The following is a 26,519-nucleotide window of genomic DNA, read 5'->3' as shown; positions in this document are numbered from 1 at the left end:
CCCTCTCCTGGAAGGAGAGGGTTGGGGTGAGGTGTAGTCCATCTCCGGAGAGGTCACGCACCTCACCCTGTCCCTCTCCTTCCAGGAGAGGGGACCCGCGCTCCGTCTCGTCAGCTGTCCGACCTAATCTACCGGAGGCCGTATCACACCTCGCGGGCGATCATCATCTTCTTGATTTCCGCGATGGCTTTGGCCGGATTCAGGCTCTTGGGGCAGGCATTGGCGCAGTTCATGATCGTGTGGCAGCGGTAGAGCCGGAAGGGGTCGTGCAGGGCGTCGAGGCGCTCGCCGGTGTTCTCGTCACGGCTGTCGATGAGCCAACGATAGGCCTGGAGCAGGGCGGCGGGGCCGAGGAAGCGGTCGCCGTTCCACCAGTAGCTCGGGCACGAGGTGGTGCAGCAGGCGCAGAGGATGCACTCGTAGAGGCCGTCGAGCTGGGCCCGGTCCTCGGGGGTCTGCTTCCACTCGCCCTCGGGGGCCGGGGTCTCGGTCTGGAGCCAGGGTTCGATCGATGCGTGCTGGGCGAAGAAGTTCGTGAGGTCGGGCACCAGATCCTTCAGGACCGGCATGTGCGGCAGCGGGTAGATCCGCACCGCGCCGGTCTTCTTGCCCTTGGCGTGCTCCTGACACTCGTCGATGCCCATGGTGCAGGCGAGCGCGTTCTGGCCCTCGATGTTCATGGCGCAGGAGCCGCAGATGCCCTCGCGGCAGGAACGGCGGAACACCAGGGTCGAATCGACCTTACTCTTGATCCAGAGCAGGGCGTCGAGGACCATCGGGCCGCAATCGTCCCGGTCGACCTGATAGGTGTCGACGCGCGGGTTCTTCCCGTCGTCGGGATTCCAGCGATAGATCCGGAATTCCTGCAGGTTGTTGGCGCCGACCGGACGGGGCCACGTCTTGCCCTCGGTGAGCTTCGAGTTTTTGGGAAGGGCGAATTCAGCCATGATTAGTCGTCGTCCTCATCATCGAGGGCAATCATCAAATCGTTATTCTCTTCAATCCGAAGCATCCGAATATCGCGAACGGATGGCTTGAACCAAGCATAACGGCGAGAAAGTTTTTGGATCACGCGAACACAGCGAACAGCATCAACAGTGTCGTCGCCGAAATAAGCACTGCCCTGCTTCCACTCGAATCCCCGAGACGTGAGATAATTTCGAACATCCGCATAGGCATTGTTCCAGGATGGATTCGGATACAACTGCCTCAATGTTTCCGTGTCGAAATCGAAGACAATAGCGTACACCCGCCCGCCCCCTCGGCTGTTGTGACCTATCGATGGAGGCCGTGATGCCATTGGATCAATACACCCGCGCCTTCGGCTCGATGTACTGGATCTCGTTCGACATCGTGTAGGTATGGACCGGACGGTAATCGATGCTCACCTGCTGGGAGGTCTCGTCCAACCACGACAGGGTGTGCTTCATCCACTCCTTGTCGTCGCGGTCGGGGAAGTCCTCGCGGGCGTGCGCCCCGCGGCTCTCCTTGCGGTTGGCCGCCGATTCCATGGTGACGACGGCCTGACCGATCAGGTTGTCGAATTCCAGGGTCTCGAGGAGGTCGGTGTTCCAGATCAGCGAGCGGTCGTTGACGTGGATGTCGGCCTCGCCCTGCCAGACCTTGTGGATGAGGGCCTTGCCCTCCTCCAGCACCTCGCCGGTGCGGAACACGGCGCAGTTGTTCTGCATCGTCTTCTGCATCTCGGCGCGCAGTTCGGCGGTCGGCGTCCCGCCATTGGCATAGCGGAAGCGGTCGAGGCGACTGAGCGCCTTGTCGGCCGAGTCCTTCGGCAGGTCCATCTGGCGGGCGCCGGCCTCGACGATCTCGGCGCAGCGCAGGCCCGCCGCCCGGCCGAACACCACGAGGTCGATCAGTGAGTTGGAGCCGAGGCGGTTGGCGCCGTGCACGGAGACGCAGGCCGCCTCGCCGAGCGCCATCAGGCCCGGCACCACCGTGTCGGGGTTGCCGTTGCGCAGGGTGAGGACCTCGCCGTGATAGTTCGTCGGGATGCCGCCCATGTTGTAATGCACGGTCGGCAGCACCGGGATCGGCTCCTTGGTCACGTCGACGCCCGCGAAGATCTTGGCCGATTCCGAGATGCCCGGCAGGCGCTGGTGCAGGATCGCCGGGTCGAGGTGGTCGAGGTGCAGGTAGATGTGGTCGCTCGACTTGCCCACACCGCGCCCGGCCCGGATCTCCATGGTCATGGAGCGCGAGACCACGTCGCGGGACGCGAGATCCTTCGCCGACGGCGCGTAACGCTCCATGAAGCGCTCGCCCTCGGAGTTGGTGAGGTAGCCGCCCTCGCCGCGCGCGCCCTCGGTGATGAGGCAGCCGGCGCCGTAGATGCCGGTGGGGTGGAACTGCACGAACTCCATGTCCTGCAGCGGCAGGCCGGCGCGCAGCACCATGGCGTTGCCGTCGCCCGTGCAGGTATGGGCGGAGGTCGCCGAGAAGTAGGAGCGGCCGTAGCCACCGGTGGCCAGGATCGTCTGCTGGGCGCGGAAGCGGTGGATCTCGCCGGTCGCCTGATCGATGGCGATCACGCCGAGGCAGCGGCCCTCCTCGTCCATGATGAGGTCGAGGGCGAAGTACTCGATGAAGAAGTTGGTGTGGTTCTTCACCGCCTGCCCGTAGAGGGTGTGCAGCATGGCGTGGCCGGTGCGGTCGGCCGCCGCGCAGGTGCGCTGGGCGGTGCCCTTGCCGTAATCCGTGGTCATGCCGCCGAAGGGCCGCTGGTAGATTTTTCCTTCCTCGGTGCGCGAGAACGGCACACCCCAGTGCTCGAGTTCGTAGACAGCCGCCGGAGCGTTGCGCACGAGGTACTCGATGGCGTCCTGGTCGCCGAGCCAGTCCGACCCCTTCACGGTGTCGTACATGTGCCAGCGCCAGTCGTCCGGGCCCATATTGCCGAGCGAGGCCGAGATGCCGCCCTGCGCCGCCACGGTGTGGGAGCGGGTGGGGAACACCTTGGAGATGCAGGCGGTGCGCAAGCCCGCCTGGGAGCAGCCCACGGTGGCGCGCAAGCCCGCGCCGCCGGCGCCCACCACCACCACGTCGAAGGTGTGGTCGTTGATGGTGTAGGCGGGGGTGCCGTTGGTTCCGTTGCTGGCCATGGGTTCGAATCCTTCAGGCGTCTCGGAGGCGGGGAGGGTCAGACCAGTCGGGCGAGGCTCACGCGAAGGATCGCGTAGAGGCAGGCGACGGCGACGATGACCGCGTAGAAATTGTTGGCGAGGAGGCTCAGGATCTTGAGCGTCTTGTCGTGGACGTAATCCTCGATGACCACCTGCATGCCGATCCTCATATGGGCCGTGACCGAGATCACGGCGAGGATGAGGAGGAGCGCGACCACCGGGTGCGACATCAGCGCGACCGCCTCCGGGTAGGGCCGGTTGGCCATCAGCGCGACGATGACCACGAAGGCGAGCATCAGCGGCGCGTTCGCCGCGGCCGTCAGGCGCTGGACCCAGAAATGGCCCGCGCCGTGGCCGGAGGCGCCGAGGCCCTTCACCCGGGCGCGCGGCGTACGCATGGTGACGTTGGTGTTCTGGCGGTTGTCGACCATCTCGGCCTCCTCAGCGCAGGGTCAGGGCGAGCGCCCAGATCAGGACGGTCAGGATGACGGAGCCGATCAGGGTGGCGCGGGCGAGGCCCATCCGCTGCGCGCGGTCGAAGCCGTAGCCGAGGTCCCAGACGAAGTGGCGCAGGCCACCGAGCATGTGGTGCATCAGGATCCAGGTGTAGACGAACAGGACCAGACGCCCGACGATGGAGCCGAAGAACCACGCGACGGCGCCGTAGGCGCCCGGACCCGAGGCGAGGGCGACCAGCCAGATCGCCACCAGGGCTGCGCCGCCGTAGAGGGCCGTGCCGGTGATGCGGTGGAACACGGACATCGCCATGGTCCAGGTCCAGCGGTAGATCTGGAGATGGGGCGAGAGCGGCGGGGCGACCGTGGGGCGGACGGTGGGAGCCATCGTGCGTGAGGTCCTCGGGAGTTGGGAGCGACATCCGTTTTGAGGCGCCGCCAAGAAAAATTTGGATCGTCTCTAAAGTGCTAGCGGGCAGGCGCCAATGCGCAACCCGGCTTTGCCGCAGTGCACATGCGACACAGACGCCGAATCGTCATTCGGCCGTTTTCCCCTCACGACAGCCATCCGAGCGCGCGCCACCAGAGATAATCCAGCGGTGCGACGAGGAGGAGCGAGGCCGCGCCCGTCACCAGGGTCAGCTTCGTCGCGACCTTGAGCGGAACCTTGCCGAGGTCGACCGCGACGACGATCGGGGGCGCCTGATAGGGCAGGAACAGGGTGGAGTAGCCGACGACCTGGATCATCACCACGGCCATCAGGTCGAGGCCGCTGGCCCGCGCCATCTCGCCCGCGAGCGCCGTGTAGAGGGCCGGCGCGCCGTTGGCGGTGACCACGAGGGTGAGGATCGCCGCGAGCCCCGTCAGGATGCCGAAATTGGTGGCCGGCGCGTCCGGATGCAGGGGGGCGACCTGCAGGAGGGCGTGGCCGAGGCGCGCACCGAGGCCGGTCTCGTTCACCGTGGCGACGAGGCCGAGCAGGGCGGCGATGTAGAAGCAGGTGCGCAGGTTCACCGCCCCGAAGGCCTCGGCCGGCACCACGCCGATGCGCGGCATCAGGCAGATCAGCGCGGCGACGAGGCCGACCCAGGCCGGTGCGATGTGGTGCAGGCTGTCGGTGACCCAGAAGGCCAGGGTGGCCACGAGGATCACCGCGAGCCGGCGCGCCTCCGGGCTCAGGGGCACCTTCGCCAGGGCCGAGCGGTCCTCCGCGTGATCGAGCCGGTCGGGGAACAGCCACACGATGGCCGCGATCAGGATCGCACCCTTCACCAGGGCCAGGACGGGGGCGTGCAGGAGCAGGTAGGGCAGGTAGGCGATGTGCAGCCCGTACTGCGTCTCCGCCGTGCCCGCCATCACGAGGTTCGGCACGTTCGCGGGCAGGATCGCGGCGGAGAGGATCGGCGTCGCCAGCCCGACCGCCAGCACGGCGCCGTATCGGCCGGGGCGCCCGGCGCCGAGGCCGAACGCGTCGCAGAGGGCGAGCACCACCGGGACGAGCAGGGCGATGCGCCCGAGATTGGACGGCATCACGAAGGCGAGGGCGAAGGACAGGGCGACGATGCCGGTGATGAAGACCGGATAGGACGCTGCGAGATGGCCGGACAGGCTTCGCGCCAGACGGTCGCCGAGCCCCGTGCGGGTCATGGCGAGGCCCACCACCATGCCGCTCAGCACCAGCCAGAAGGCCGAGGAGGCGAAGCCCGAGAACACGGTCGCGGGCGGCGCCAGCCGGAACAGCATCGCGCCGGCGAAGAACAGCATCGCGGTGACGATCTCGGCCACGACGCCGCTGGCCCAGAGGCCCATACAGAGCACGAGCAGGAGCGCGGTCACCAGGACCGTCGCTTCCCCGCCCGTCAGCCACCCTGCCGCCATCGCCCGATTCCGTCGTCCGATCCCGGCGGCAGGTTGAGCCTACCTTGGAGCGGTTCGCAATTCGGGGTTTTCGGCGCCAGCCTTCGCGAACAACGAAGGATCAGAAGCGCGCCGGGTCGAGTTCGAAGGTCGGCGGCAGGGCTTCGAACCACTCGCCGTAATAGGGATCGCGCGGCAGCTTCCGCGCCCAGCGATCGCGGAAGCGCCGGTGCTCTTCGGGATCGACGGTGCGCGCGCGGTTGCGGCTCTCGTAATGGTGAAGGCTCGCCTGCGCGCAGTAGACGATGCGCAGGCCGCGATCCCACAGCCGCAGGCAGAGGTCGACGTCGTTGTAATTGACCGCGAACCCCGCGTCGAAGCCCCCGACCGCCTCGAAATCGGCGCGGCGCAGCATCACGCAGGCCCCCGTCACGGCCAGATAATTGCGGTTGCCCACGGTCGAGAAGAAGTGACCCGGATCGTCGCCCGGATAGCCGCGCCGGACATGGTCCGGGGTCGCGTCGATGACCGAGACGCCGGCATGCTGGATCTCGCCGGTCTCGAACAGCAGCTTGGGGCCGACCGCGCCGACGCCGGGAATCTGCAGCAGGGCCAGCATCGCCTCGATCCAGTCGGGCGTGATCACCGTGATGTCGTCGTTGAGGAACACCAGCACCTCGCCGCCGGCCGCCTCCGCCCCGAGGTTCATCTTGGCCGCCACGTTGAAGACCGGATCGGCGTAGGTGACGCGCTTGGCGCCGTGGCGCTCCAGGGCGGCGCGCGTGCCCGGGCGCAGGTCGCCGTTGTCGACCACGACGACCTCGATGGATTCGTAGGTGCTGGCCCCCCGCACGCTGTCGAGACAGGCGGCGAGGAGATCGACGCTCCGGCCGCCGACCACGCTGTCGCGGCCCGCGCTCGGGATCACGATCGAGACGAGCGGCCGCTGGGTGAGCTTGCGGCGCAGTTCGAAGCAGCCCTTGAAGGCGCTGGCGCGGGCGAAATCGAGTTCGCCCGTGCGCCGGGCCCGGTCCTCGAGCCCCCGGATCGCGGCGGCGATGACGTAATCCTTGTTGTCCATGGTCTGCGCGGTGGAGCCCGGAATCGCGCGCCAGTGGTAGAGCACCTTCGGCACGTGCACGACGTTGCGGACATGCTCGGTGTAGCGCAGGACGAAGTCGTAATCCTGCGCGCCGTTGCAGGCATCGCGAAAACCGCCGATCCGCGCGACGATGTCCATCCGATAGAGCGCCAGATGCGCCGTATACATGCAGGCTTCGAGGGCTTCGGGCGACCAGTCCGGCTTGAAGAACGGCTCGTAGCGCACCCCGTCGATCGAGACCTTGTCCTCGTCCGAGTAGATGAAGTCCACGCTCGGATCGGCGTTCAGGACCGCCACGAACTCATAGAGCGCGTTCTCGGGGATCGCGTCGTCGTGGTCCATCAGCGTCAGGTGACTGCCGGTGGCGAGGGCCATGGCGTCGTTCGAGGCGGCCGAGATGCGGCCGTTGCGGGTGCGGCGATGCAGCTTGATGCGCGGATCGGCGGCCGCATAGGCCTGGAGCATGGGCCAGATATGGGGCTCCGACGAGTTGTCGTCGCAGAGGCAGAGTTCCCAATCCTCGTAGGCCTGGGCCTGAACGGAGGCGATGGCGGCCGCGAGCCAGCGCTTGGGCGTGTTGTAGACCGGCATCACGATGGAGATGCGCGGGCGCGAGTCGAAGCCGGCGATCTCGGCGCGCATGGCCTCCACGCTCGGGCGCGCCGGCGTCTCGACCGTGTCGATCCAGGCCTTGTAGGAGGCGGGAACCGGGCGCGGCCGGGCGCTCGCGAGGAAGTCGCTCCAGAGTTCGCTCAGGCCCTTCCCGCGCGCGAAGCGCGCCAACCGCGCGACCAACTGCCGGGGCGCGCGCTCGCCCTCCGGCAGGCGCGCGACGAGACGGCGGGCGATCTCGGAGACGGCTCCGAGAGACCCGAGATACGTCAGGCTGACATGCCCGAGGCGGAAGCGGCCGACGCCGCTCATCGGATCGAGGCGCAGTCCCCGGACGCGGCGCGGCAGCCGCACGAGATTGTCGATGCCGGACGCGTCGCGTTCGAGCGGGATCGTCAGCGTCTCGCGAAAGCCCTTGCCGTCGTCGACGTAGAGCAGCGGCGTCAGCTTCGCCCGGTCCAGGGCCGTGAGGTCGGCGCGGATGCGCACCCAGCCGCCGCGATGACGCTTGCGTCCCTCCGGCGGCCAGAGCCGGAAATTCGGGTCCGCGCCCGTCGCGCGCCACGTGTCGGGCGCCCCGTCCGCCGCGATCTGGCCGGCGGGGTCGAGGCGGCAGCGGAGGGTGCGACGCAAACCCGAAAATCCTCTCGCGCGCGGGCGGCGCCGCGCCTGGCGGCGGGTCTCCGGACCCGCCGGGCCGGGGTTTAGGATAAGGGGCCTCGACCTCGCAAGGGTCGGGGCCCCCGCTCTCCGTCACGGCACGGGGTCAGCTCTGCCAGACACGCGGCAGCGGCGCCCCCCGGTAGGCGATCAGGACTCGCCGCGCGAGGGTCCGGAGCGCATCCGGATCGGTGCCGAGGAAGCGCATGACGAGATGCCCGTTCCAGGCGCTGGCCGCGGCGGCCACACCCTGCGCCGCCCCCTCGTCGAGCAGCGCGCGGGCGCGCTCCAGCCGGCCTTCCGCATCCGGCGAGACGTCGAGGAGCGTCGCCATGGCACGCGCCCCGCTCCCGATGGCGCGCCGGGCGAGTTGCTCGGTGAGCGCCCCCGTCAGGCGCACGGAATCCGCGTAGACGAGGCGTCCGGCGCGCCGGATGCGCCAGCGATCCGTGAAGTATCCCTGCGTGATCGGCTCGTCGCGGGCCGTGCGCCCGAAGGTCACCGCCTCGAAGGCGAGCAGGTGGGCATCGGGGGCGAGGTGCGCCTCGAAGCGTCGCTCCAGGGCGGCGCGGTCGAACAGGATCGTCTCCTGCGGCAGGTGCGCGAGGCGGGCTCCCGCCTCCAGCGCCACCGTCGTCTCGACCCGGCTCACGGGACCGTCGGAGCGATAGATCTTCTCCGCCGCCGTCGTGGTGAGCGTCAGGTCGGCGCCCGGGCCGACCCTCACGGTCACGTCGAAATGGTCGCCGCAGGCGATCCCGCCCGCCGTGTTGAGGAGCACGGCCTCGCAGGCCCCCGGCGCCCGGCGCGGCAGGCGGAGCCGGAGGGGGCCCGCCTCGGCGATGTCGCGGATGCGGGTGTCGCGGCCGTCGGCGCAATCGACGGCCAGATGGATGCGCCCGCGCGAGCGCTGTCGCTCCGGCGCGGCGAGGGCCGGACGGTCCGGATGCGGCAAGGCGGCTTACGCGGGGCCGGTGGCGACGGGGCGTTCCGGGTCCGAGCCCCATTCCGACCAGGAGCCGTCGTAGAGCGCGCGCGGCGGCCGCCCCAGGGTCTCCAGAGCCAGCCCGACGATCGCCGCGGTGACGCCGGAGCCGCAGGTGGTGACCACGGGCCGGCTCACGTCGACGCCGTTCTCGGCGAAGACCGCGCGCAGGGCGGCCTCGTCCTTGAGCCGGCCTTTCGACTGGAGCGCGGAATAATGGACGTTGCGGGCACCGGGCATGTGGCCGGGACGAACGCCGGGGCGGGGCTCCGCCTCCTCGCCGCGAAAGCGCGGGCCGGAGCGGGCATCCACGACCTGCGCCGCGCCGGTCTCCAGCGCGCGCGCGACGTCGGCGGCATCGGCGATCGCGCCGTGGTCGAGCCGCGCGGTGAAGTGACGGCGCGCGCGCGGGCGGCCCTCGCCGTCCTCGACCGGGTAGCCGGCCTCGACCCAGGCCGGGAAACCGCCCTCCAGGATCTGGACGTCCCGGACCCCGAAGGTCTGCAACATCCAGCGCACGCGCGGCGCCGAGAACAGGCCCATGCCGTCATAGACCACGATGTGGGCGCCGTCGCCGATGCCGAGGGCCCGCATGCGGGACGCGAAGACCTCCGGGCGCGGCAGCGTGTGCGGCAGGGGCGAGGTCTCGTCGCTCATCGTGTCGATGTCGAAGCGGATCGCGCCGGGGACGTGGCCGGCCAGATACTCGGCCCGCGCGTCGCGCCCCTGGGCCGGCAGGTACCAGGACGCGTCGAGGATCACGATATCCGGGGCGCCGAGGCGCGTATGGAGCCATTCGGCCGTGACAAAGGGCGTCGTCGCCATGGTGTTCTCTGTTCGATGGGCCGGACGTCCTCCGGCCGGGAGTCACATACAGGAGGTCGAGGCGCGCCACCAAATCACATCCCGACCGGTCTTGCACGCCTCCCGGACCCTAGGCGCCTGAACCCGCCGTTCCCCGATCGCGTTGAGAGGACGAGCACCCCATCGCGCACCAGACACCCGGAGACCGATTCCATGCGCCTCGTCACCCTCGTCCTCGCCGCCTCCGCAGGAGCGATCCTGGCGGGTCCGGTCCAGGCCCAATCCCCCGCCATCGGCGGTCTGCCGCGCCCGACGACGAATTCCGGCGGGGGGACCGGTGGCGGCAGCATCACCGGCAGCAGCAGCCCGATGTCCGCCCCGGCGCCGGGCGCGGGCGGCGTCAGGAACCCGAATGCCGCGCCGATCCCGACGCCCGGACGCCTCGGCGCCTCGGGCGAAGGACCGAGCGCTCCGCCGCCCGGAGCCCGGTCGCGCTGAGCGGTCGTCCGACGTTTCGCGACGCCCGGGTCGAATGGACCCGGCCTTTTTCGTCGCAGCCGTGACCCGGCCGGTGCCAAGACGCCACGGCTATGGTTATGCAGGGCAAACCGGATCCGAATCCGCCCGAAGCGTCCGCCCCATGGAGCCGCCTTGAACCCGCGCGAGACCTATCACATCGAGGTGCTGGCCTCCGAGGAGGAGGCCGGCGCGCGCGGCGAGGACCCCGTGCGCCAGCGCGTCTCGGTCCGCACCGGCACCGTCGAGGCGGCCAAGGAACGGGCGCTGACGCTGTTCGCCCGCGCTCGGGCGCCGCAGCGCTCCGGTGCGCCGGCCGAGGCGGTGCGCGTGATCGACGGCGCCGGCACGGAGGTCTTTCGCTGGAGCCGGTTCGACGAACCGGCCTGAGCGAGGGGAGGGACCCATGCGTGCCCGGATGCGTCCCGCCCTGATCCTGCCCGCCCTTGCGCTCGCCTTCGCGGCCCTGTTCGTCCGGAGCTACACGGTGCCACCGGCCCCGGACCGGCGCGGGGGCACGGTGATCTCGTTGACCTGGCCCGACCGCCCGCTTTTCGGAAGCCCACGCGGCGCGTGCCTCGGCATCCCGGACGGCCAATCCGTCATCGCCTGCCTGATCGGCTCGGTCGCCCGAGCGCGGGGCGACGGCATTCCGCTCCTGCAACTCGGCTTCTGCGCCACCTGCTACGGTCTCTCGCAGCGGATCGCGGCCCTCGGGCGCGACGAGGCCACGGTGCAGGCACGCCTCGCCGAGATCGGACGCTTCGGCTGGTGAGGCTCGGGTCGCGTTGACCCGGTGCGGGCCCGATCCTAGAAGGACCGCACCATGACCCGTTCGTTCCGCCCCGCCTCGTATCGCGCGCCGCTCTCCTAGCGGCCGGGGCTCGTCATGTCTCAACCGCTGCGTCGTCGGCGGTTGAACTCTAAGAGGAACAGCGCTGACGGCCCGGCCCAGCCAAGGTCGCGTTCCCGTGTCGTCACGTCTTCCTGCCTCGTCTCGTGCCCCTCTCGGCCTGATCGGCTTCGGCGCCTTCGGGCGCCTGATCGCCGGACACCTGTCGCGGCACTTCCACGTCCATGCCTATGATCCGGGTCCGGCGCATGATCCGACGCCGGCGGACATCGTCCCCGCCAGTTTGGCGGAGGCGGCGGCCTGTCCCATCGTGATCCTGGCGACACCCGTTTCGGCGATCTCCGAGGTCGTGGCGGCGATCCGTCCGCACCTGCGGCCCGGCGTCCTCGTCCTCGATGTCGGTTCGGTGAAGATGGTCCCGGCCCGGATCATGGCGGAGGGCCTGCCCGCCGGCGTCGCCATCGTGGCGACCCATCCGCTCTTCGGGCCGCAGAGTGCGCGGGCCGGGCTGCGCGGCGCCAAGATTGCGGTGTGCGAGGTGCGCGGCGGCCGTGCCGGCCGCGTCGCGGCCTTCCTGCGCCGCGCCTTCGGCCTCGACGCGATCCTGACGACCCCGGAGGCGCATGACCGGGACGCCGCCACGGTGCAGGGCCTGACCCACCTGATCGCCCGGGCCCTGGTGCAGATGGAGCCGCTGCCCACGCGCATGACCACGCCGAGCTTCGATCGGCTGATGCAGGCGGTGGAGATGGTCCGCCACGATGCCCCGGAGGTCTTCGACGCCATCGAGCGGGCGAACCCGTACGTGGCCGAGATCCACCGCCGCTTCGTCGCTCAGACCGCGCGGCTCGTCACGGAGCTGGCCCCCGAAGGCACCGGCCTCGTGCGGGCGGCCTGATCGGACTCAAGCCTCGCCGCCCGCTTCCCCGTCCGCCGCACGGTGGCCGCCGGACCGTGCCCCGCGCCACGCGCGCAGGCGGTCCCGCCACCCCTTGAGGCGGACATTCGCCGCGGCGCGGGTCCGCTCCAGCCGGGCGGCGAGGGCAAAGAGCGGGTCGCCGCCCTCGGTCTCGACCAGGATGTGGGCGAGCGCCAGCCGCTCGGTCCACAAGCTCTCGGGCAGGACGTAGTTCGGCGGCGCGCAGGAATCGGCCGTGACGAGCGTCGGATCGGCCAGGATGTCCTGCGTCAGCCGGTGGAACGCCATCGCGCCGGGTGAAGACTTGGCCACGGCCGAATCGTAGGAGATCTTCAGGCTCCAAAGCTGCCCGCGCGTGACGAAGCTGACGATGGCCGCGAGCGTCCGGCCGTCGCGCCGCAGGCGATCGATGCGCACCGCGCCGCGCCGGCCGAAGGCGGCGATGGCCTCGCGCATCATCGCCGCCTGGGTCGCGTCGCCGGAGATGGCGGTTCCGCGCCGGCCCTTCCAGCCGGCGGCCTCGAGGGCGATGTAGTCGTCGATCGCGGCCGGCAGGCCGGCGGGATCGCGGATGGTCTCGGCGGTGAGGGCGCCCTCCGCGCCGAGGCGGTCCCAGCCCAACCGCAGCTTGCGCCGCTTGCGCGACGACAGGTGCCCGAGATAGGCCGCGCGGCCGGCCGGGTCGCGGCCCGTCAGGTTGAGGAAGGCGCGCTCGTGCGCCCAGAACCGGGCGTGGCGCAGGCGGTTCCGGTCGAGCCAGCCGGACAGCACCTCGGCGAAGGGCCCGGCCACCGGCACGTGGGTCAGCATCAGGCGCGGCCCGACGAGGCGGCGCAGCCCGAAGAACAGGCCCTCGAGGGCGCGCGCCGGCTCGGCGGCGTCGAGGAGAGGCGCCCCGAAGATCCCGAAATCATGCATCCAGCCCATCGCCAGGACGAGGGGCAGGCCCCAACGCAGGCGCGTGGCCCGCATCGGCCATGCGCCGACGAGGCGCAGCCCCGGCTCCTCGGGCGCCCGGTCGCCCACCAGGGCCACCTGCACGCCCCGGCCGAAGGCGCCGGCCGCCGGCAGCGCGAAATCCGGGTGGTAGAAGAGGTTGTCGACCAGGGGCCGGTCGCTCAGGTCGCGCCACGCTCCGATCCAGGGCGCGCTCGGATCGAGGGGCCGCAGGGCGACCACGAGCCCATCCGGCGTCACCACGCTGCGTGAGGGGGGCGCTCGCATCAGGCGGCTCGCGCGAAGCGGCGCGCCGCCAGGTCGGCGAGGCCGAGGATGTTGAAGGCCCAGGCCGTCACGGCGGAGACGAGCGCCAGGCAGACGAGCTTGAGCGCCAGCGTGGCACGCGCATCCACCGGCAGGTGGTCGAGTCCGGCGAGGATCAGGCCGCACAGGATCGCGGCGCCCGCGATGACCGCGACGTCGCGCACCGGCACCGGCATCCGGTCGCCGTCCCGCGAGCCGAACAGGAACACGAGGCAGGCCATGGCCTGGCCCACGGCCAGGGCGATGGCCGCGCCCTCGACGCCGTAGCGGGGCACCAGCACGGCGGACAAGCCACCGATGACGGCGAGCAACGTCACCGAAGCGACGGCGTCGAGGTGGCTGGTGGGCGTGAAATAGATCACCTGTCCAAAGTAATAGGAGCGCAGCATCTGCAGGATGCTGGCCGTGATCAGCAGCGGCGCGACCCGCAGAGCGGTCTCACGATAATCCGGCCCGAGCAAGATCCCGACCAGGAGATCGTCGAAGGACAGGAAGAAGACGGCGCCGAAGGCCGCGATGACGGCAAGCAGGCGCGCCGCATCTTCCAGCACCGGCCGCGCCGCCTGCATGCCCCCGTCGCGGGCCTGGCGCTTGGCGATGGAGACGAGGGCCAGGGCGATGCTGTCCCCGAACATGACGAAGCTCTGGCGCAGGAAGTCGGCGAAGGCCCCGTAGGCGCCGAGTTCAGCGACGCCGATGCTGGTGCCGATGACGAGCCGATCCACGGTCTGCGCCAGGGCCGCGGCCGCGAAGGAGAGCACCAGCGGCCAGCCATAGGCCAGCAGCCGCCGGGCCTCGCCCCAGTCCCCGGGGCCGCGCAGCAGGGCGCGGATGGCGAGGAGCGACGGGATCGCGGCCAGCATGTTGGCCAGCGCCGTCGCCAGCAGAAGGGCGACGGCATCCCCGCCCAGCAGCAGGGCCGCGCTGCCGAAGGCGAGGACCAGGACGGCGCGCAGGACGAGGGACCTCGATACCGCCCCGACCTCGAGCCGCGTGCGAGCGATCTCGGCCGCGCCCTCGAAGGCCATCATCCCGAACACCGCCACGACGATCGCCGCGGCGATTCCGGGCGCCACGAGGCCGAGGGCCGCCGCGCCGGCCGCGGACAGACCCGCGATCAGCCCCATGGCGCCGAGCAGGCGAACCACCGTCCCGACCTGAAGGGCGGCGCGATCCTCCGCGTAGAGGGCGAAGAAGGAGAATTTCGGCCATTGGCAGGTCGCGCTGTAGAGCACGAGCGCCCAGGACAGGATCAGCAGGTACAGGCCGAACACGTTCGTCGGGGCGAGGCGCGTGAACACCGCCAGGGCGGCCATGTTCAATCCGGCGGCGACGCCCCGCGAGCCGACATAGATGAGGGTGTGGCGCGCGATCATGGATCCCCGGGGCGCAACCGGCCCGCCGGCCTCGACGGGATTCGGTAGCACGCCAGTGTTGCCGAGGTATCAACGGCGGTCGCGGGTCCCGTGGCAGACGCACGACCCCGGAACGGCACGCCCATGCATGCACGCCACGCATGGGCGCCGCCCCGCGCGGAGCGGCGCCCACGGCCTCGATTGACTTCGCAGAAGCGAAGGCTCATATCGCATGTGCAGCGTCAGCGGCCGTCAAGGTTCCGCTTGAGAGGGCTGCGTGACGGATCGCCGGATCGCATCAGCGGGCCCCGAGCGACCTGAGCCCCTCTCTTCAACGTGCATGCACCCGGACTGCCCCGGCACGCGGGCGGCTCCAGCTCAACGGACCGATCATTCATTCCGACGTCGAACCTCACCACGAGGGCGTCCGGCACGGTCCCGCTGCCTGAAAGTTACCCTTTGACCCAATTCACCGATTTCGGCCTTGCCCAGCCCGTGCTGCGGGCGCTGGAAGAGGCCGGCTACAAGAGCCCGACCCCGATCCAGGCGCAGGCCATCGCACCCGCCATGCAGGGCCGCGACCTCTGCGGCATCGCCCAGACGGGCACCGGCAAGACCGCGGCCTTCGCGCTGCCGATCCTGCACCGCCTCGCCGAGACTCCGCGCCGGGCGATCCGCCGCGGCTGCCGCGTTCTGGTGCTCTCGCCCACCCGCGAACTCGCCAATCAGATCGCCGAGAACTTTTCCGACTACGGAAAGTACCTGTCGTTCACCAACACGGTGGTGTTCGGCGGCGTCACCATCTCCCGCCAGGAGAAGGCGCTGGCCAACGGCGTCGACATTCTCGTGGCGACGCCGGGCCGCCTGATGGACCTCATCGAGCGCCGCTCGCTGACCCTCGAGGCCGTCGAGATCCTCGTCCTCGACGAGGCCGACCAGATGCTCGACCTCGGCTTCATCCACGCCCTCAAGCGCATCGTGAAGATGCTGCCGCGCGAGCGCCAGAGCCTGTTCTTCTCGGCCACCATGCCGAAGAACATCGCCAGCCTCGCCGATCAGTACCTGCGCGATCCGGTCCAGGTCGCCGTGACCCCCGTGGCCACGACGGCCGAGCGGGTGACCCAGGAGGTCATCTTCGCCCATACCGGCGCGAAGCAGGCCCTGCTCAACCACATCCTGCGCGATCCCGCGATCGAGCGCGTGCTCGTCTTCACCCGGACCAAGCACGGCGCCGACCGCGTGGTGCGCGGCCTGGAGAAGGTCGGCATCAACGCCTCGGCGATCCACGGCAACAAGTCCCAGCCCCAGCGCGAGCGGGCGCTCGCCGCCTTCAAGGACGGGTCCTGCCGCGTGCTCGTCGCCACCGACATCGCCGCGCGCGGCATCGACGTCGAGGCCGTGAGCCACGTCATCAATTACGATCTCCCCAACGTGCCCGAGAGCTACGTCCACCGCATCGGCCGCACCGCGCGGGCCGGGGCGAACGGCCTCGCCATCTCGTTCTGCAACGACGAGGAGAAGGCCTACCTGCGGGACATCGAGCGCACCACGCGCCAGAAGATCCCCGTGGGCGCCTTCCCCGAGGGCTTCACCCCGCCGTCGCGCCAGGAGGCGGCGGACAATGCCCAGGCCGAGGAGCGTCGTCCCCCGCAGGGTCAGCGTCCCGGCCAGCGCCAGGGCCAGCGCCCCAGCAGCCGTCCGGGCGGTCGCCCCGGCCAGGGTCGCGGTTTCGAGGGTCGCGGCGGTGAGAACCGTGGCGGCTCCGGACGCCCGAGCCGTCCGGACGGCGCCGCCCGTCCGCAGGAATCCCGCGGCGAGCCGCGCGGTGACCGCCGCCCCTCCGGCGGCCATGGCGAGAACCGGGGCGAGCCCCGTGGCGAGCGTCCCCGCGCGCCGCGTCCGCAGGGCAGCGGCGAGGGCCGCGCCATCGGATGGCTCGATCGCGGTCCGCGCTCGTAACGCCGAACCGTCCTTCCAGCGAGACAGCGCCGCCCCGGTCCGCCGGGGCGGCGTTTTCGTGTTGGGCCTCGGCCGGAGACCGGACCGGGACATTGCCAAGGCGCCCCGGCGTGCCATCTCCTATCGGGACGGATCATGGCGACGCGGATTTCGCGTCCGGGGATCATCGGAGCGACGGCGATGCGGTTCGAACTGTACCGGGATTCCGCGGGTGGGTGGCGCTGGCGTCTGCGCTCGCAGAACGGCAACGTGATCGCCGATTCCGCCGAGGGCTACGTCCGGCGCGAGGATTGCGAGCACGGCATCGGCCTCGTGAAGGGCTGCGCCGAGGCGGCCATCGTCGACATGACCCTGAAGATCGCCTGAGCGACCCCGCCGATCGAGGGTTCGTTGACCATCGCGATCACCCTTCGGTGAAGACGGCGCGCGCCATCGAAGGCACGGCAACGCTTTTCCGGTTCGTGCGTTTGATGCGACCGGCCCCTCTCGCGGGACGACCCTGCGGGCGGTGACGGGATGTCGACCCTCGACAGATTTCAGGGAGTTGAGAACGTGCTGAGGAAACTCGTGCTGGCCGCGCTGCTGGCCCTAGGCTTCGCCGCCACCGCGCCGCAGGGCGCTTCGGCCGCCCCCATCGGCCCCGCCCTCGCGCTCCAGAGCGAGGCAGCCCCGGCCGCCGTGCAGACGGTGCAGTATTACGGCTATCGCCGCCGCTTCTACGGCCCGCGCCGCTTCTATGGCCCGCGTCCGTTCTACGGTCGCCGCTATTACGGCCCGCGTCGCTTCTACGGCCCGCGTCCCTATTACGGCCGCCGCTTCTACGGCCCGCGTCGCTTCTACTACTGAGATCCGCCGCGCCCCGTGACGGGCGCAACTTGCATCGAGGCCCGGCCTTCGTCGCGACGAAGACCGGGCCTCGTCGTTTCCGGAACCCCGAGGCGACGACCGCCCACGGGACGGAACTCGAATTCACGACGGCGGCTGGGCAGTGTCGGCCGCATGCGATATGTTGCCGTCCGTGAGACGACGCGCGTCAGATCGCTTCGCTCCGGAGGAAACGCCATGAACGCCATGAATGCCATTGCGGCCCATTGCGCGTCCGCGCGCGGCGTCTGGGAATCGATCCCGCTCGAAGTGATCCTGTCGGCCTTCGCCGTCATCCTCGCCGGAGGCCTGAAATTCGCCGGCGTGATGCCCTGACGATGCCGCGAGACGGATGGGCGGCCGGGCCGGCTTCGGTCTAGGATGGCGTCCCCGGAACGACCCGGCCACGAGCGGAGAAGCGACACCATGGCGGACACGGACGCGGTGCGGCTTCCGAACGGCGACCTCACGGTCCGCACCATCGCGATGCCGGCCGACACGAACGCGAACGGCGACATCTTCGGCGGCTGGGTGATGTCGCAGATGGATCAGGCCGGCGGCATCGCGGCGGTCGAGCGCTCGCAGGGGCGCGCCGTCACCGTGGCGGTGAACGCCATGACCTTCATCCGTCCCGTGCGGGTGGGTGACGTGCTCTGCGTCTACACCTTCATCGCGCATGTCGGGCGCACGTCCATGAAGATCGAGGTGGAGGCCTGGGCCCGCCGCTTCCGCACGCAGGTGCGCGAGAAGGTGACGGAGGCGACCTTCACCTTCGTGGCCATCGACGACGAGGGCCGCCCCCGCCCGATCGAGGCGGCCTGAACGCTCACGCGTTGGGGGCCGCCACCTTCTGGCGCAGGCCCGTGATCACGGCCTTGAGGATCTCCGCGTCGGCGTCGTTGCTGCCCATGCAGCGCACCGTCTCGATGCGCTCGTGCACGAAGGCGAGCTTGGCGATGACCGCGGGCGTCAGCTTGAAGGGGAACAGCGCGGGCTGCCCCATGCTCCGGCTGAGCGAATTCACGGCGTAGGTGAGCGGCAGCCACGCCTCCACGATCCGGCTGAAATCCGTCGTCCGATAGGGGTCGAAGTCGATCACCACCGGCTCGGCCGGGCCATGGCGCAGGCGCGGGCGCACGTGCATCTCGAAGGTGCTGGCGGTCTCCAGGGTATCGACGATGTGGAGGTACTGCGCCCAGGTCTCGGCGAAATCCTCCCAGGGATGCGCGGTGGCGTAGGCGCTGACGTAGCTCTCCTCCCAGTCCGCCGGCGCGCCTTGCGCGTAGTGGCGCTGGAGCGCACCCGAATAGTTCAGCCGCTCGTCGCCGAAGAGCGAGCGGAAGGTCCACAGGCTCTGGTCGAAGCGGACCAGCACGTTCCAGAAGTAATGCCCGATCTCGTGCCGGAAGTGCCCGAGGAGGGTGCGGTAATACTCGCCGAACAGCATCCGCCGGCGCTCGCGCTCGACGTCGTCGGCCTCGGCGATGTTGAGCGTGATCAGGCCGCTGCGATGGCCGGTGAGCACGGGCGGGCCGATCCGGTAGCTCTCGGAGGGGTCGACCAGGAAGTCGAAGGCGAGGCCCGTGGTCGGGTTCTCGTCCCGGGTCATCAGAGGCAGGTCGAGGCGCAGCAACGAGTAGAACAGGCGGTGCTTGGCGGCCTCGATCTGGCGCCAGCGGGTCAGGTTCCAGGCGATCGAGAGATCCGGGACCACGTGGTTGTGCCGGCAGGTGACGCAGTAGCGATGGGGCACGTCCTCCGGGATCAGCCAGTTGCAGGCGTCATGGTCCGCGTTGGCGCAGAAGCGGTACTTGCGCGCCGGATTGGCATAGGCGTGCCAGACCCCGCCGATCGGCTCCAGGGCCGACATCTCGTGGATGTCGCAGGCATAACCCAGCCGGCGCTCGCAGCTCTCGCAATGGGTGCTCTCGAAGCTGATCGGCTGGTCGCAGGCCTGGCACTGGAAGATCTTCATGAGGCCGTCGAGGGGCGCCTTTCCTGTCCAGAGCCGAGTCCTGACCCATGCCGTTTCGCGCGACGCGGGCCGGCGCGCCCCTATACCATGGCGTCCGTGAACGAACCCTCCATCGATGAGCGCCGCGCCTCAGGGGGCCAAAGCGCGCACCCGGAGCGAAGTTCCGGCCACCGGACCGCTGGTTTCGGGTCGGCGGATGCACGAAACTTGCAAGCCCGCCGGCTCGGGTCGTCTCCCGGCTCTCCCGGCGCCGGGCTCGTCCGGATGCCGCGGGTCGCCTCGGGGCCTTCGCGCGCAAGGCCTTCGCGCGCAAGGCCATCGCACAAGGGTCTCCGTTCGCGTATGGCATCGTGAAGCTTCCTCCGGGACGCCGCAGGGCGGTGCCCCGTTCCTCCGTCGCCGGCGCGCCTCGCGCGCAGGCGCCCTGTCCAGATACAGCGGGAGCCCCCGTGTCGATCAAAGCCGCCCTGCACCACGTCACGCACTACACCTACGATCGGCCGATCGCGCTCGGGCCGCAGGTGATTCGCCTGCGGCCCGCGCCGCACACGCGCACCGCCGTGCCGGCCTATTCGCTGAAGGTGCTGCCCGAGAATCACTTCATCAACTGGCAGCAGGACCCGAACGGCAACTGGCTCGCGCGCCTCGTCTTCCCGGAGAAGACGACGGAGCTGAAGATCGAGGTCGACCTCACCGCCGACATGTCGGTGATCAATCCGTTCGACTTCTTCGTGGAGGACTACGCCCAGGCGCGCGGCTTCGCCTACGCGGACGATCTCACCGCCGAGCTGAAGCCCTACCTCGTGCTCGACGACGCCATGGCGCCGGAGGTGGACGCCTTCCTCCAGCGCCTGCCGGCCGAACAGAACACGGTGCTGTTCCTCGTCGCGCTCAACGCGCAGGTGGCGGGCGAGATCACCTACGGCGTGCGCATGGAGCCGGGCGTCCAGACGGCGGCCGAGACCCTGACGCTGAAGAGCGGCTCCTGCCGCGACTCGGCCTGGCTCATGGTGCAGATCCTGCGCCGTCTCGGCATGGCCGCCCGCTTCGTCTCGGGCTACCTGATCCAGCTCGTCCCCGACACCACCGCCGTGGACGGGCCGGCCGGCACCACGACCGACTTCACCGACCTGCACGCCTGGGCCGAGGTCTACCTGCCGGGCGCGGGCTGGATCGGCCTCGACGCCACCTCCGGCCTGCTCTGCGGCGAGGGCCACATTCCGCTCGCGGCGACCCCGCATTACGCCTCCGCCGCGCCGATCTCCGGGCTCGCCGAGCCGGCGGGCGTCGAGTTCGGCTTCGAGATGACGGTGACGCGCGTGGCCGAGGCGCCGCGCATCACCAAGCCGTTCTCCGAGGAGGTCTGGGCCGCGATGGACGCGCTCGGCGAGCGCGTGGACGCCGACCTCGCCGAACAGGACGTGCGCCTGACCATGGGCGGCGAGCCGACCTTCGTCTCCATCGACGATTTCGAATCGGCGGAATGGAACGCGGCCGCCGTCGGCCCGACGAAGCGGGGGCTCGCCGACAAACTGATCCGGCGCCTGCGCACCCGCTTCGCCCCCGGCGGCCTGCTGCATTACGGGCAGGGCAAGTGGTATCCGGGCGAGAGCCTGCCGCGCTGGGCCTTCGCCCTGTACTGGCGCCGGGACGGCGTGCCGGTCTGGAAGGATGCTGCGCTCATCGCGGCCGAGGATGGGCCGCGCGACGCGAACATCCACAAGGCCAAGGCCCTGATCGACGGCGTCGCCGGGCGTCTCGGCCTCGGCGCCTACGTGTTCCCGGCCTTCGAGGATCCGGTCTACTGGACCGAGAAGCGCGACGATCTGCCGGTCAACGTCACGACCGCCGAGCCGCGCTTCCCGAACCCCGAGACCAACGCCCGCATGGCGCGGGTGTTCGAGCGCGGTCTGGGCGAGGCCGCCGGCTACGCCCTGCCGCTGGCGAGCCTGCCCACCGGCAAGGACGGCGACGCCGACCGGCTCTGGATCTCCGAGCCGTGGGCGTTCCGGCGCGGCCACGCCTTCCTGACCCCCGGCGATTCGCCGGTGGGCTACCGGCTGCCGCTCTCGTCGCTGCCCTACGTGCCGCCGGAACACTATCCCTACTACCAGCCGCAGGACACGCTGGAGGCACGCGGCGCGCTCCCCGAGGGCCATCCGGGCGTGGAGACCGTCAACGGCTCCGGCGTGATGGGCGTCGCCGTGCGCACCGCCCTCGCGGTGGAACCGCGCGACGGCGTGCTCCACGTCTTCATGCCGCCGCTGCAGCGGGTGGACGAATACCTCGAACTCCTCGGGCACCTGGAGGCGGCGGCGGCCGCGTTGAAGCAGACGCTGCATATCGAGGGCTACGAGCCGCCCTTCGATGCGCGCCTCGACGTCATCAAGGTCACGCCCGATCCCGGCGTGATCGAGGTCAACGTGCATCCCGCCTCGACCTGGCGCGACGCCGTCCGGATCACAACCGAGCTCTACGAGGATGCCCGCCAGATCCGCCTCGGCGCGCAGAAGTTCATGACGGACGGGCGCCACACCGGCACCGGCGGCGGCAACCACGTGGTGCTGGGCGGCGCCACGCCGAACGATTCGCCGTTCCTGCGCCGGCCCGACCTCCTGAAGAGCCTCGTGCTCTACTGGCAGCGCCACCCGGCGATGTCCTACCTGTTCTCGGGCCTCTATATCGGCCCGACGAGCCAGGCCCCCCGCATGGACGAGGCGCGCCATGACGGGCTCTACGAGCTCGAGATCGCCATGGCGCAGGTGCCCAGGCCCGACGAGCCGAACATCCCGCGCTGGCTCGTGGACCGGATCTTCCGCAACATCCTCGTGGACGTGACGGGCAACACCCACCGCTCCGAGATCTGCATCGACAAGCTCTACTCGCCGGACGGCCCCACCGGCCGCCTCGGGCTGCTCGAATTCCGCTCGTTCGAGATGCCGCCGGACCCGCGCATGAGCCTCGCGCAGCAGCTCCTCCTGCGCGCCATCGTGGCCTGGCTCTGGCGCGAGCCCCAGGCCGGCGGCTGTGTCCGCTGGGGCACGGGCCTGCACGATCGCTTCATGCTGCCCCACTTCCTGTGGGCCGATTTCCTCGGCGTGCTGGAAGACCTCCGGGCGGCCGGCTACGACTTCGACCCGGCGGCCTTCGTGGCGCAGCGCGAGTTCCGCTTCCCCGTCTTCGGGACGGTGGAGCAGGGCGGCGTGAAGCTGGAACTGCGCCAAGCCCTGGAGCCCTGGCACGTGCTGGGCGAGGAGGGCGCGATCGGGGGAACGGTGCGCTACGTGGATTCGTCGGTGGAGCGGCTGCAGGTGAAGGTCGAGGGCTACGTCCCCGGCCGGCACGTCATCGCCTGCAACGGCCGGCGCCTGCCGATGACCGGGACCGGTGTCGCCGGGGAAGCGGTGGCGGGCCTGCGCTTCAAGGCCTGGCAGCCGGCCTCCTCGATGCACCCGACGATTCCCGCCCACTCGCCCCTGACCATCGACATCCTCGATGCCTGGAGCGGCCGGTCGCTGGGCGGCTGCCGCTACCACGTCAGCCATCCGGGCGGGCGCAACTACGAGACCTTCCCGGTCAACACCTACGAGGCGGAGGGGCGTCGACTGGCGCGCTTCCAGGCGCACGGGCACACCCCGGGCAAGGTCGCGATGCCGCCCGAGGAGACCAACCGCGAGTTCCCGATGACCCTCGACCTGCGCACGCCCGCACCTCCGGGCTTCACGCCCCAATGAGCGCAGCGGCCGCAGCGGAGGTTCAGGGACGGGCCGAGCGCCTCGCGCGCTGGACCTCCGCCTACCGGCCGCAAGCCGGCGTGCCGGACGAGTTCATGGGCGCGGACGGCCGTGCCAAGGGGGCGTGGCCGCGCTTCCTCGACCGTCTCGGCGACCTCGACGAGGGGGAGATCGGCGCCCGCTTCGTCTCGGCGGTGCGCCGCATCCGCGATACCGGGATTTCGTACCGGATCTACGGCGACCGGCGCGAGCATGCCTGGCCGCTGGGTTCGCTGCCGCTCGTGATCGAGCAGGCGGATTGGGAGACGCTCAGCGCCGGCATCGTCGAGCGCGCGGGGCTGATGGAATCGATCCTCGCCGACATCTACGGCGACGGGCGTCTCGTGGCCGACGGCCTGCTGCCGGCCGCCGTGGTGGCGGGCAGCCCGGAATTCATGCGCCCGCTCGTCGGCGTCACCCCGCCGGGCGGGCGCTTCCTCAAGCTCTACGCCGCCGACGTCACGCGCGGCCCGGACGGGCGCTGGCGCATCCTCGCCGACCGGACGCAATCGCCCTCCGGGCCCGGCTACGCCCTGGAGAACCGCCTCGTCCTGACGCGGGCCTTCCCGGACCTCCATGCCGACCTGCAGGTCGAGCGGCTCGCCGCGTTTTTCCAGACGCTGCGCGACGGCCTCGCCGCGGGGGCCGAGCGCAGCGATCCCCGGATCTGCCTGCTGACCTCCGGGGTGTTCAGCTCGACCTATGTCGAGCAAGCCGCGCTCGCCCGCTATCTCGGCCTCCTCCTGGTCGAGGGCGACGATCTCGTGATGCAGGACGGTGCCCTGCACATCCGCACCGTGTCCGGCCTGAAGCGCGCCGACGTACTCTGGCGGCGCATCGATTCCGACTACCTCGACCCCCTCGAACTCAATCCGGCCTCGCGGCTCGGCGTGCCCGGGCTCGTGGAGGCCCTGCGCAACGGCAGCCTCGTGGTCGGCAACATGCCGGGCTCGGGCATCCTCGAATCGGGGGCGCTGGCCGCCTACCTGCCGGGCATCGCGCGCCGCTTCCTCGGGACCGACCTGCAACTCGCCGGGCCGAAAACCTGGTGGTGCGGCGATCCGGACGTCCTGGCGCAGGTCCGCGACGATCTCGACCGCTTGAGCCTGCGTCCCGTGGCGACGCCGCCCAAGGGGGCCGCCCGCGACGCCATCCTGGCGCCACACGCCCTCGATGCCGAGCGCGACCGGCTTCTCGCCGCCCTGCGCGACCGGCCCTTCGACTACGTGGCGCAAGAAGCGATGCCGCTCGCCACCATGCCGGGCTGGGACCGGACGGGCGGCTCCCTGAGGCTGGTGCCGCGTCCCTTCGTGCTCCGGGTCTTCGCGGCGGCGACGCCCGAGGGCTGGCGGGTGATGCCGGGCGGGTTCTGCCGCATCTCGGAGCGGCCCGACGTCGAGCCGCTGGAGATGCGCGCCGGGATCAAGTCGGCCGATGTCTGGATCCTGTCGCGCGACCCCGTCGAGGCCGTCACGCTGATCCAGCCGGGCTCCACGCGGGTGCGCCGCATCGCCGGGCACCTGCCGTCGCGCGCGGCCGACAACCTGTTCTGGTTCGGGCGCTACGTCGAGCGGGCCGAGGCGGTGATCCGCCTCGTGGTGGCGCATCTCGGCAGCGTCGGCTCGGCCGTGATCGCCGACATGGCGGGCGACGCCAAGGCGCCGACCGCGCTGCGCATCCGCGCCCTTCTCGACGAATGGGGGGCGATCGAAGCGCCCGACCTGCCCACCGCCGCCCTGGCCCAGCAGGCCCTGAGCAGCCCCGACGCCTACGGCTCGGCCCTGCGCCACAGCCTGTCGGCCCGGGCCAACGCCGCCACCCTGCGCGAGCGCCTCTCGGGCGAGGCTTGGCGGGCGCTGGCCGACCTGAGGGACCTCCTCGAGATCGATCCGGCCCAGGCCCTGCCCGAGGCGCAGCTTCTCGGCATCGCCGAGCGGGCGCTCAGCCACATCGCGGCCCTGTCGGGCCTCGCGCAGGAGAACATGAACCGCACCGCCGGCTGGCACTTCGTCGATCTCGGGCGGCGCATCGAGCGGGCGATCAACACCTGCAGCTTCGCCACGCGCTTCGCGGGCGACGCGGCGACCGCCGAGGATCTCGGCGTGATGCTGTCGCTCTGCGATTCGCACGTCTCGTTCGGCGCGCGCTACCTTCAGGGCGCGGCCCTCGACCCGGTGCGCGACATGGTACTCCTCGACCCGTTCAACCCGCGCTCGGTGGCCTTCCAGGTCGAGGCGATCGCACGCCACCTCGGCCAGTTGCCGGTGCTGCGGGTCGACGGCCTGCCCGAGCCGCACCAGCGCCTGGCCGCCAGGCTCGCGGCCGAATTCGCGACCGGCGAGGCGGCGGCCTTCGACGGCGCGGCCATGACCCGGCTGGAGAACGAGGTCGAGGGCCTCGCCGACGCCATCGCGTCCCGATACTTCCCCAACGGCCCGCACGCCCTGCGCCCCGAGAAGCTCGTGGGGCTCGCGTGATCTACACGCTGCGCCACCTCACGACCTACCGCTACGCCCGGCCCGTGCGCTTCGCGCGCTGCGCCCTGCGCCTGCGCCCGCGCGACGGCGAGGGCCAGACGGTGCTGGAAAGCAGCCTGACGATCACGCCCGACCCGACCACCCGCGTGGTCCGGCGCGATTATTTCGGCCTCGACGTCGTCTCGGTGACGATCGACGCGCCCCACACCGAATTGCGGGTCGAGGCCCTGTCGCGGGTTCGGGTCGAGCGCGATCCGCTCCCGGCGCCGGAATCCGGTCCCGCCTGGGAGCAGGTGCGCGACGCGGCCGTGACGGGCCACGGGCTCGCCCCGGATCGGCCGGTCCATTTCCAGTTTCCCAGCGCGCGGGTTCCCCTGGTGCCGGCGGTGACCGACTACGCGCGGGCGAGCTTCCCGCCCGGCCGGACCGCCCAGGGGGGCGCCTTCGACCTGATGCGGCGCATCCGGGCGGACTTCACATTCGATTCGAAGGCCACCACCGTCCACACACCGCTCGCCGAGGCCTTCGCCCTCCGGGCCGGCGTCTGCCAGGACTTCACCCACATCATGATCGCGGCCCTGCGGGGCCTCGGCCTGCCGGCGGCCTATGTCAGCGGCTACCTGCGCACCATTCCCCCCGTGGGTCGGCCGCGCCTGCGGGGCGCGGATGCGAGCCATGCCTGGGTCTCGGTCTGGTGCGGCGACGGCTGGATCGGCCTCGACCCGACCAACGGCATCGGCATGTGCGACGACCACATCGTGGTGGCGCGCGGCCGGGACTACACCGATGTCTCGCCCATCGACGGCATCGTCTCCTCGTCCGGTCCGCAGAAGCTCAAGGTCGAGGTCGACGTCATCCCGGACGGCGAACCGATGCCCGAGCACGCGCTCGTCCAGGGCGCCCCGGCCTGACATCACCTCGCCGCTCGGTGGCGACGTCAGCCTCCTCGC

Annotated in this window: 24 protein-coding genes; 12 read left to right on the top strand and 12 right to left on the bottom strand. The window is 70.7% G+C overall.

What is annotated here, in order from left to right; genetic code table 11:
* Positions 1-143: 143 nt before the first annotated feature.
* The 9 genes from MKK54_RS05760 to sseA form a co-directional block, all read right to left on the bottom strand.
* Complete coding sequence (locus tag MKK54_RS05760) at positions 144-947, bottom strand: succinate dehydrogenase iron-sulfur subunit (RefSeq protein ID WP_244009800.1); 804 nt, start codon at positions 945-947, stop codon at positions 144-146.
* A gap of 2 nt (positions 948-949) precedes the next feature.
* Positions 950-1,249: a virulence factor gene (locus tag MKK54_RS05755; RefSeq protein WP_244009799.1), complete on the bottom strand. Its 300-nt coding sequence runs from the start codon at positions 1,247-1,249 to the stop codon at positions 950-952.
* Between the two features lie 55 nt (positions 1,250-1,304).
* A complete protein-coding gene (gene sdhA, locus MKK54_RS05750) occupies positions 1,305-3,119 on the bottom strand; it encodes a succinate dehydrogenase flavoprotein subunit (RefSeq protein ID WP_244009798.1) in 1,815 nt (604 codons plus the stop codon).
* 38 nt (positions 3,120-3,157) lie between these two features.
* Complete coding sequence (sdhD, locus tag MKK54_RS05745) at positions 3,158-3,571, bottom strand: succinate dehydrogenase, hydrophobic membrane anchor protein (RefSeq protein WP_244009797.1); 414 nt, start codon at positions 3,569-3,571, stop codon at positions 3,158-3,160.
* Between the two features lie 10 nt (positions 3,572-3,581).
* Positions 3,582-3,983 (bottom strand): succinate dehydrogenase, cytochrome b556 subunit, encoded by a 402-nt coding sequence (gene sdhC, locus MKK54_RS05740; RefSeq protein WP_244009796.1) that lies wholly within the window; start codon positions 3,981-3,983, stop codon positions 3,582-3,584.
* 167 nt (positions 3,984-4,150) lie between these two features.
* Positions 4,151-5,473: an SLC13 family permease gene (locus MKK54_RS05735; RefSeq protein WP_244009795.1), complete on the bottom strand. Its 1,323-nt coding sequence runs from the start codon at positions 5,471-5,473 to the stop codon at positions 4,151-4,153.
* Positions 5,474-5,573: 100 nt separating this feature from the next.
* Positions 5,574-7,799 carry a glycosyltransferase family 2 protein gene (locus MKK54_RS05730; RefSeq protein ID WP_244009793.1) on the bottom strand — a complete coding sequence of 742 codons (2,226 nt, stop codon included), beginning with the start codon at positions 7,797-7,799 and terminating at the stop codon, positions 5,574-5,576.
* Between the two features lie 133 nt (positions 7,800-7,932).
* Positions 7,933-8,781 carry an urease accessory protein UreD gene (locus MKK54_RS05725; RefSeq protein WP_244009791.1) on the bottom strand — a complete coding sequence of 283 codons (849 nt, stop codon included), beginning with the start codon at positions 8,779-8,781 and terminating at the stop codon, positions 7,933-7,935.
* Positions 8,782-8,787: 6 nt separating this feature from the next.
* Complete coding sequence (gene sseA, locus MKK54_RS05720) at positions 8,788-9,636, bottom strand: 3-mercaptopyruvate sulfurtransferase (RefSeq protein ID WP_244009789.1); 849 nt, start codon at positions 9,634-9,636, stop codon at positions 8,788-8,790.
* 192 nt (positions 9,637-9,828) lie between these two features.
* Between sseA and MKK54_RS05715 the strand changes: the two genes are divergently transcribed.
* The 4 genes from MKK54_RS05715 (at position 9,829) to MKK54_RS05700 (ending at position 11,882) form a co-directional block, all read left to right on the top strand.
* Positions 9,829-10,113, top strand: coding sequence for a hypothetical protein (locus MKK54_RS05715; RefSeq protein WP_244009787.1), 285 nt, complete (start codon positions 9,829-9,831; stop codon positions 10,111-10,113).
* A 153-nt stretch (positions 10,114-10,266) separates the two neighbouring features.
* Entirely contained in the window at positions 10,267-10,521 is a 255-nt protein-coding gene (locus MKK54_RS05710) for a hypothetical protein (protein ID WP_244009785.1), read from the top strand.
* A 16-nt stretch (positions 10,522-10,537) separates the two neighbouring features.
* Entirely contained in the window at positions 10,538-10,906 is a 369-nt protein-coding gene (locus tag MKK54_RS05705) for a hypothetical protein (protein WP_244009783.1), read from the top strand.
* Between the two features lie 196 nt (positions 10,907-11,102).
* Complete coding sequence (locus MKK54_RS05700) at positions 11,103-11,882, top strand: prephenate dehydrogenase/arogenate dehydrogenase family protein (protein ID WP_244009781.1); 780 nt, start codon at positions 11,103-11,105, stop codon at positions 11,880-11,882.
* A 6-nt stretch (positions 11,883-11,888) separates the two neighbouring features.
* On the opposite strand, the gene MKK54_RS05695 is transcribed toward MKK54_RS05700, so the two are convergent.
* Together MKK54_RS05695 and MKK54_RS05690 are read right to left on the bottom strand one after the other, a co-directional pair.
* Complete coding sequence (locus MKK54_RS05695; RefSeq protein ID WP_244009779.1) at positions 11,889-13,127, bottom strand: GNAT family N-acetyltransferase; 1,239 nt, start codon at positions 13,125-13,127, stop codon at positions 11,889-11,891.
* A complete protein-coding gene (locus tag MKK54_RS05690) occupies positions 13,127-14,542 on the bottom strand; it encodes a lipopolysaccharide biosynthesis protein (RefSeq protein ID WP_244009778.1) in 1,416 nt (471 codons plus the stop codon). Before MKK54_RS05690 ends, MKK54_RS05695 begins: the two co-directional genes overlap by 1 nt.
* Before the next feature lie 438 nt (positions 14,543-14,980).
* On the opposite strand from MKK54_RS05690, the gene MKK54_RS05685 reads away from it, so the two are divergent.
* The 5 genes from MKK54_RS05685 (at position 14,981) to MKK54_RS05665 (ending at position 18,166) form a co-directional block, all read left to right on the top strand.
* Entirely contained in the window at positions 14,981-16,480 is a 1,500-nt protein-coding gene (locus MKK54_RS05685) for a DEAD/DEAH box helicase (protein WP_244009777.1), read from the top strand.
* Positions 16,481-16,660: 180 nt separating this feature from the next.
* Entirely contained in the window at positions 16,661-16,846 is a 186-nt protein-coding gene (locus MKK54_RS05680; RefSeq protein ID WP_244009776.1) for a YegP family protein, read from the top strand.
* 186 nt (positions 16,847-17,032) lie between these two features.
* Positions 17,033-17,326, top strand: coding sequence for a hypothetical protein (locus tag MKK54_RS05675; RefSeq protein WP_244009775.1), 294 nt, complete (start codon positions 17,033-17,035; stop codon positions 17,324-17,326).
* Positions 17,327-17,542: 216 nt separating this feature from the next.
* A complete protein-coding gene (locus MKK54_RS05670; RefSeq protein WP_244009774.1) occupies positions 17,543-17,680 on the top strand; it encodes a hypothetical protein in 138 nt (45 codons plus the stop codon).
* 90 nt (positions 17,681-17,770) lie between these two features.
* Positions 17,771-18,166, top strand: coding sequence for an acyl-CoA thioesterase (locus MKK54_RS05665; RefSeq protein WP_244009773.1), 396 nt, complete (start codon positions 17,771-17,773; stop codon positions 18,164-18,166).
* Positions 18,167-18,170: 4 nt separating this feature from the next.
* On the opposite strand, the gene MKK54_RS05660 is transcribed toward MKK54_RS05665, so the two are convergent.
* Positions 18,171-19,319, bottom strand: a complete 1,149-nt coding sequence (locus tag MKK54_RS05660; RefSeq protein WP_244009772.1) for a putative zinc-binding metallopeptidase — start codon at positions 19,317-19,319, stop codon at positions 18,171-18,173.
* A gap of 449 nt (positions 19,320-19,768) precedes the next feature.
* Between MKK54_RS05660 and MKK54_RS05655 the strand changes: the two genes are divergently transcribed.
* Genes MKK54_RS05655 through MKK54_RS05645 form a run of 3 tightly spaced genes read left to right on the top strand, consistent with a single transcriptional unit; the run spans position 19,769 to position 26,480 of the window.
* Complete coding sequence (locus MKK54_RS05655) at positions 19,769-23,053, top strand: DUF2126 domain-containing protein (RefSeq protein ID WP_244009770.1); 3,285 nt, start codon at positions 19,769-19,771, stop codon at positions 23,051-23,053.
* The gene (locus MKK54_RS05650; RefSeq protein ID WP_244009768.1) at positions 23,050-25,569 is read left to right on the top strand and encodes a circularly permuted type 2 ATP-grasp protein; all 2,520 of its coding nucleotides are present in this window, start codon (positions 23,050-23,052) and stop codon (positions 25,567-25,569) included. Before MKK54_RS05655 ends, MKK54_RS05650 begins: the two co-directional genes overlap by 4 nt.
* A complete protein-coding gene (locus MKK54_RS05645) occupies positions 25,566-26,480 on the top strand; it encodes a transglutaminase family protein (RefSeq protein WP_244009766.1) in 915 nt (304 codons plus the stop codon). Before MKK54_RS05650 ends, MKK54_RS05645 begins: the two co-directional genes overlap by 4 nt.
* The last annotated feature ends 39 nt before the right edge of the window (positions 26,481-26,519 follow it).

It is taken from the genome of Methylobacterium sp. J-068, from assembly GCF_022829445.1.
GTDB lineage: Bacteria > Pseudomonadota > Alphaproteobacteria > Rhizobiales > Beijerinckiaceae > Methylobacterium.
The sequence above is the reverse complement of the archived record's forward strand: the minus strand, read 5'-3'. Positions and strand labels throughout refer to the sequence as shown.

Coding starts and splice junctions, on each gene's coding strand:
- MKK54_RS05760 (WP_244009800.1), bottom strand. CDS start 947: ATGGCTGAATTCGCCCTTCCCAAAAACTCGAAGCTCACCGAGGGCAAG.
- sdhA (WP_244009798.1), bottom strand. CDS start 3,119: ATGGCCAGCAACGGAACCAACGGCACCCCCGCCTACACCATCAACGAC.
- sdhD (WP_244009797.1), bottom strand. CDS start 3,571: ATGGTCGACAACCGCCAGAACACCAACGTCACCATGCGTACGCCGCGC.
- sdhC (WP_244009796.1), bottom strand. CDS start 3,983: ATGGCTCCCACCGTCCGCCCCACGGTCGCCCCGCCGCTCTCGCCCCAT.
- MKK54_RS05735 (WP_244009795.1), bottom strand. CDS start 5,473: ATGGCGGCAGGGTGGCTGACGGGCGGGGAAGCGACGGTCCTGGTGACC.
- sseA (WP_244009789.1), bottom strand. CDS start 9,636: ATGGCGACGACGCCCTTTGTCACGGCCGAATGGCTCCATACGCGCCTC.
- MKK54_RS05715 (WP_244009787.1), top strand. CDS start 9,829: ATGCGCCTCGTCACCCTCGTCCTCGCCGCCTCCGCAGGAGCGATCCTG.
- MKK54_RS05705 (WP_244009783.1), top strand. CDS start 10,538: ATGCGTGCCCGGATGCGTCCCGCCCTGATCCTGCCCGCCCTTGCGCTC.
- MKK54_RS05695 (WP_244009779.1), bottom strand. CDS start 13,127: ATGCGAGCGCCCCCCTCACGCAGCGTGGTGACGCCGGATGGGCTCGTG.
- MKK54_RS05690 (WP_244009778.1), bottom strand. CDS start 14,542: ATGATCGCGCGCCACACCCTCATCTATGTCGGCTCGCGGGGCGTCGCC.
- MKK54_RS05680 (WP_244009776.1), top strand. CDS start 16,661: ATGCGGTTCGAACTGTACCGGGATTCCGCGGGTGGGTGGCGCTGGCGT.
- MKK54_RS05670 (WP_244009774.1), top strand. CDS start 17,543: ATGAACGCCATGAATGCCATTGCGGCCCATTGCGCGTCCGCGCGCGGC.
- MKK54_RS05665 (WP_244009773.1), top strand. CDS start 17,771: ATGGCGGACACGGACGCGGTGCGGCTTCCGAACGGCGACCTCACGGTC.
- MKK54_RS05660 (WP_244009772.1), bottom strand. CDS start 19,319: ATGAAGATCTTCCAGTGCCAGGCCTGCGACCAGCCGATCAGCTTCGAG.
- MKK54_RS05650 (WP_244009768.1), top strand. CDS start 23,050: ATGAGCGCAGCGGCCGCAGCGGAGGTTCAGGGACGGGCCGAGCGCCTC.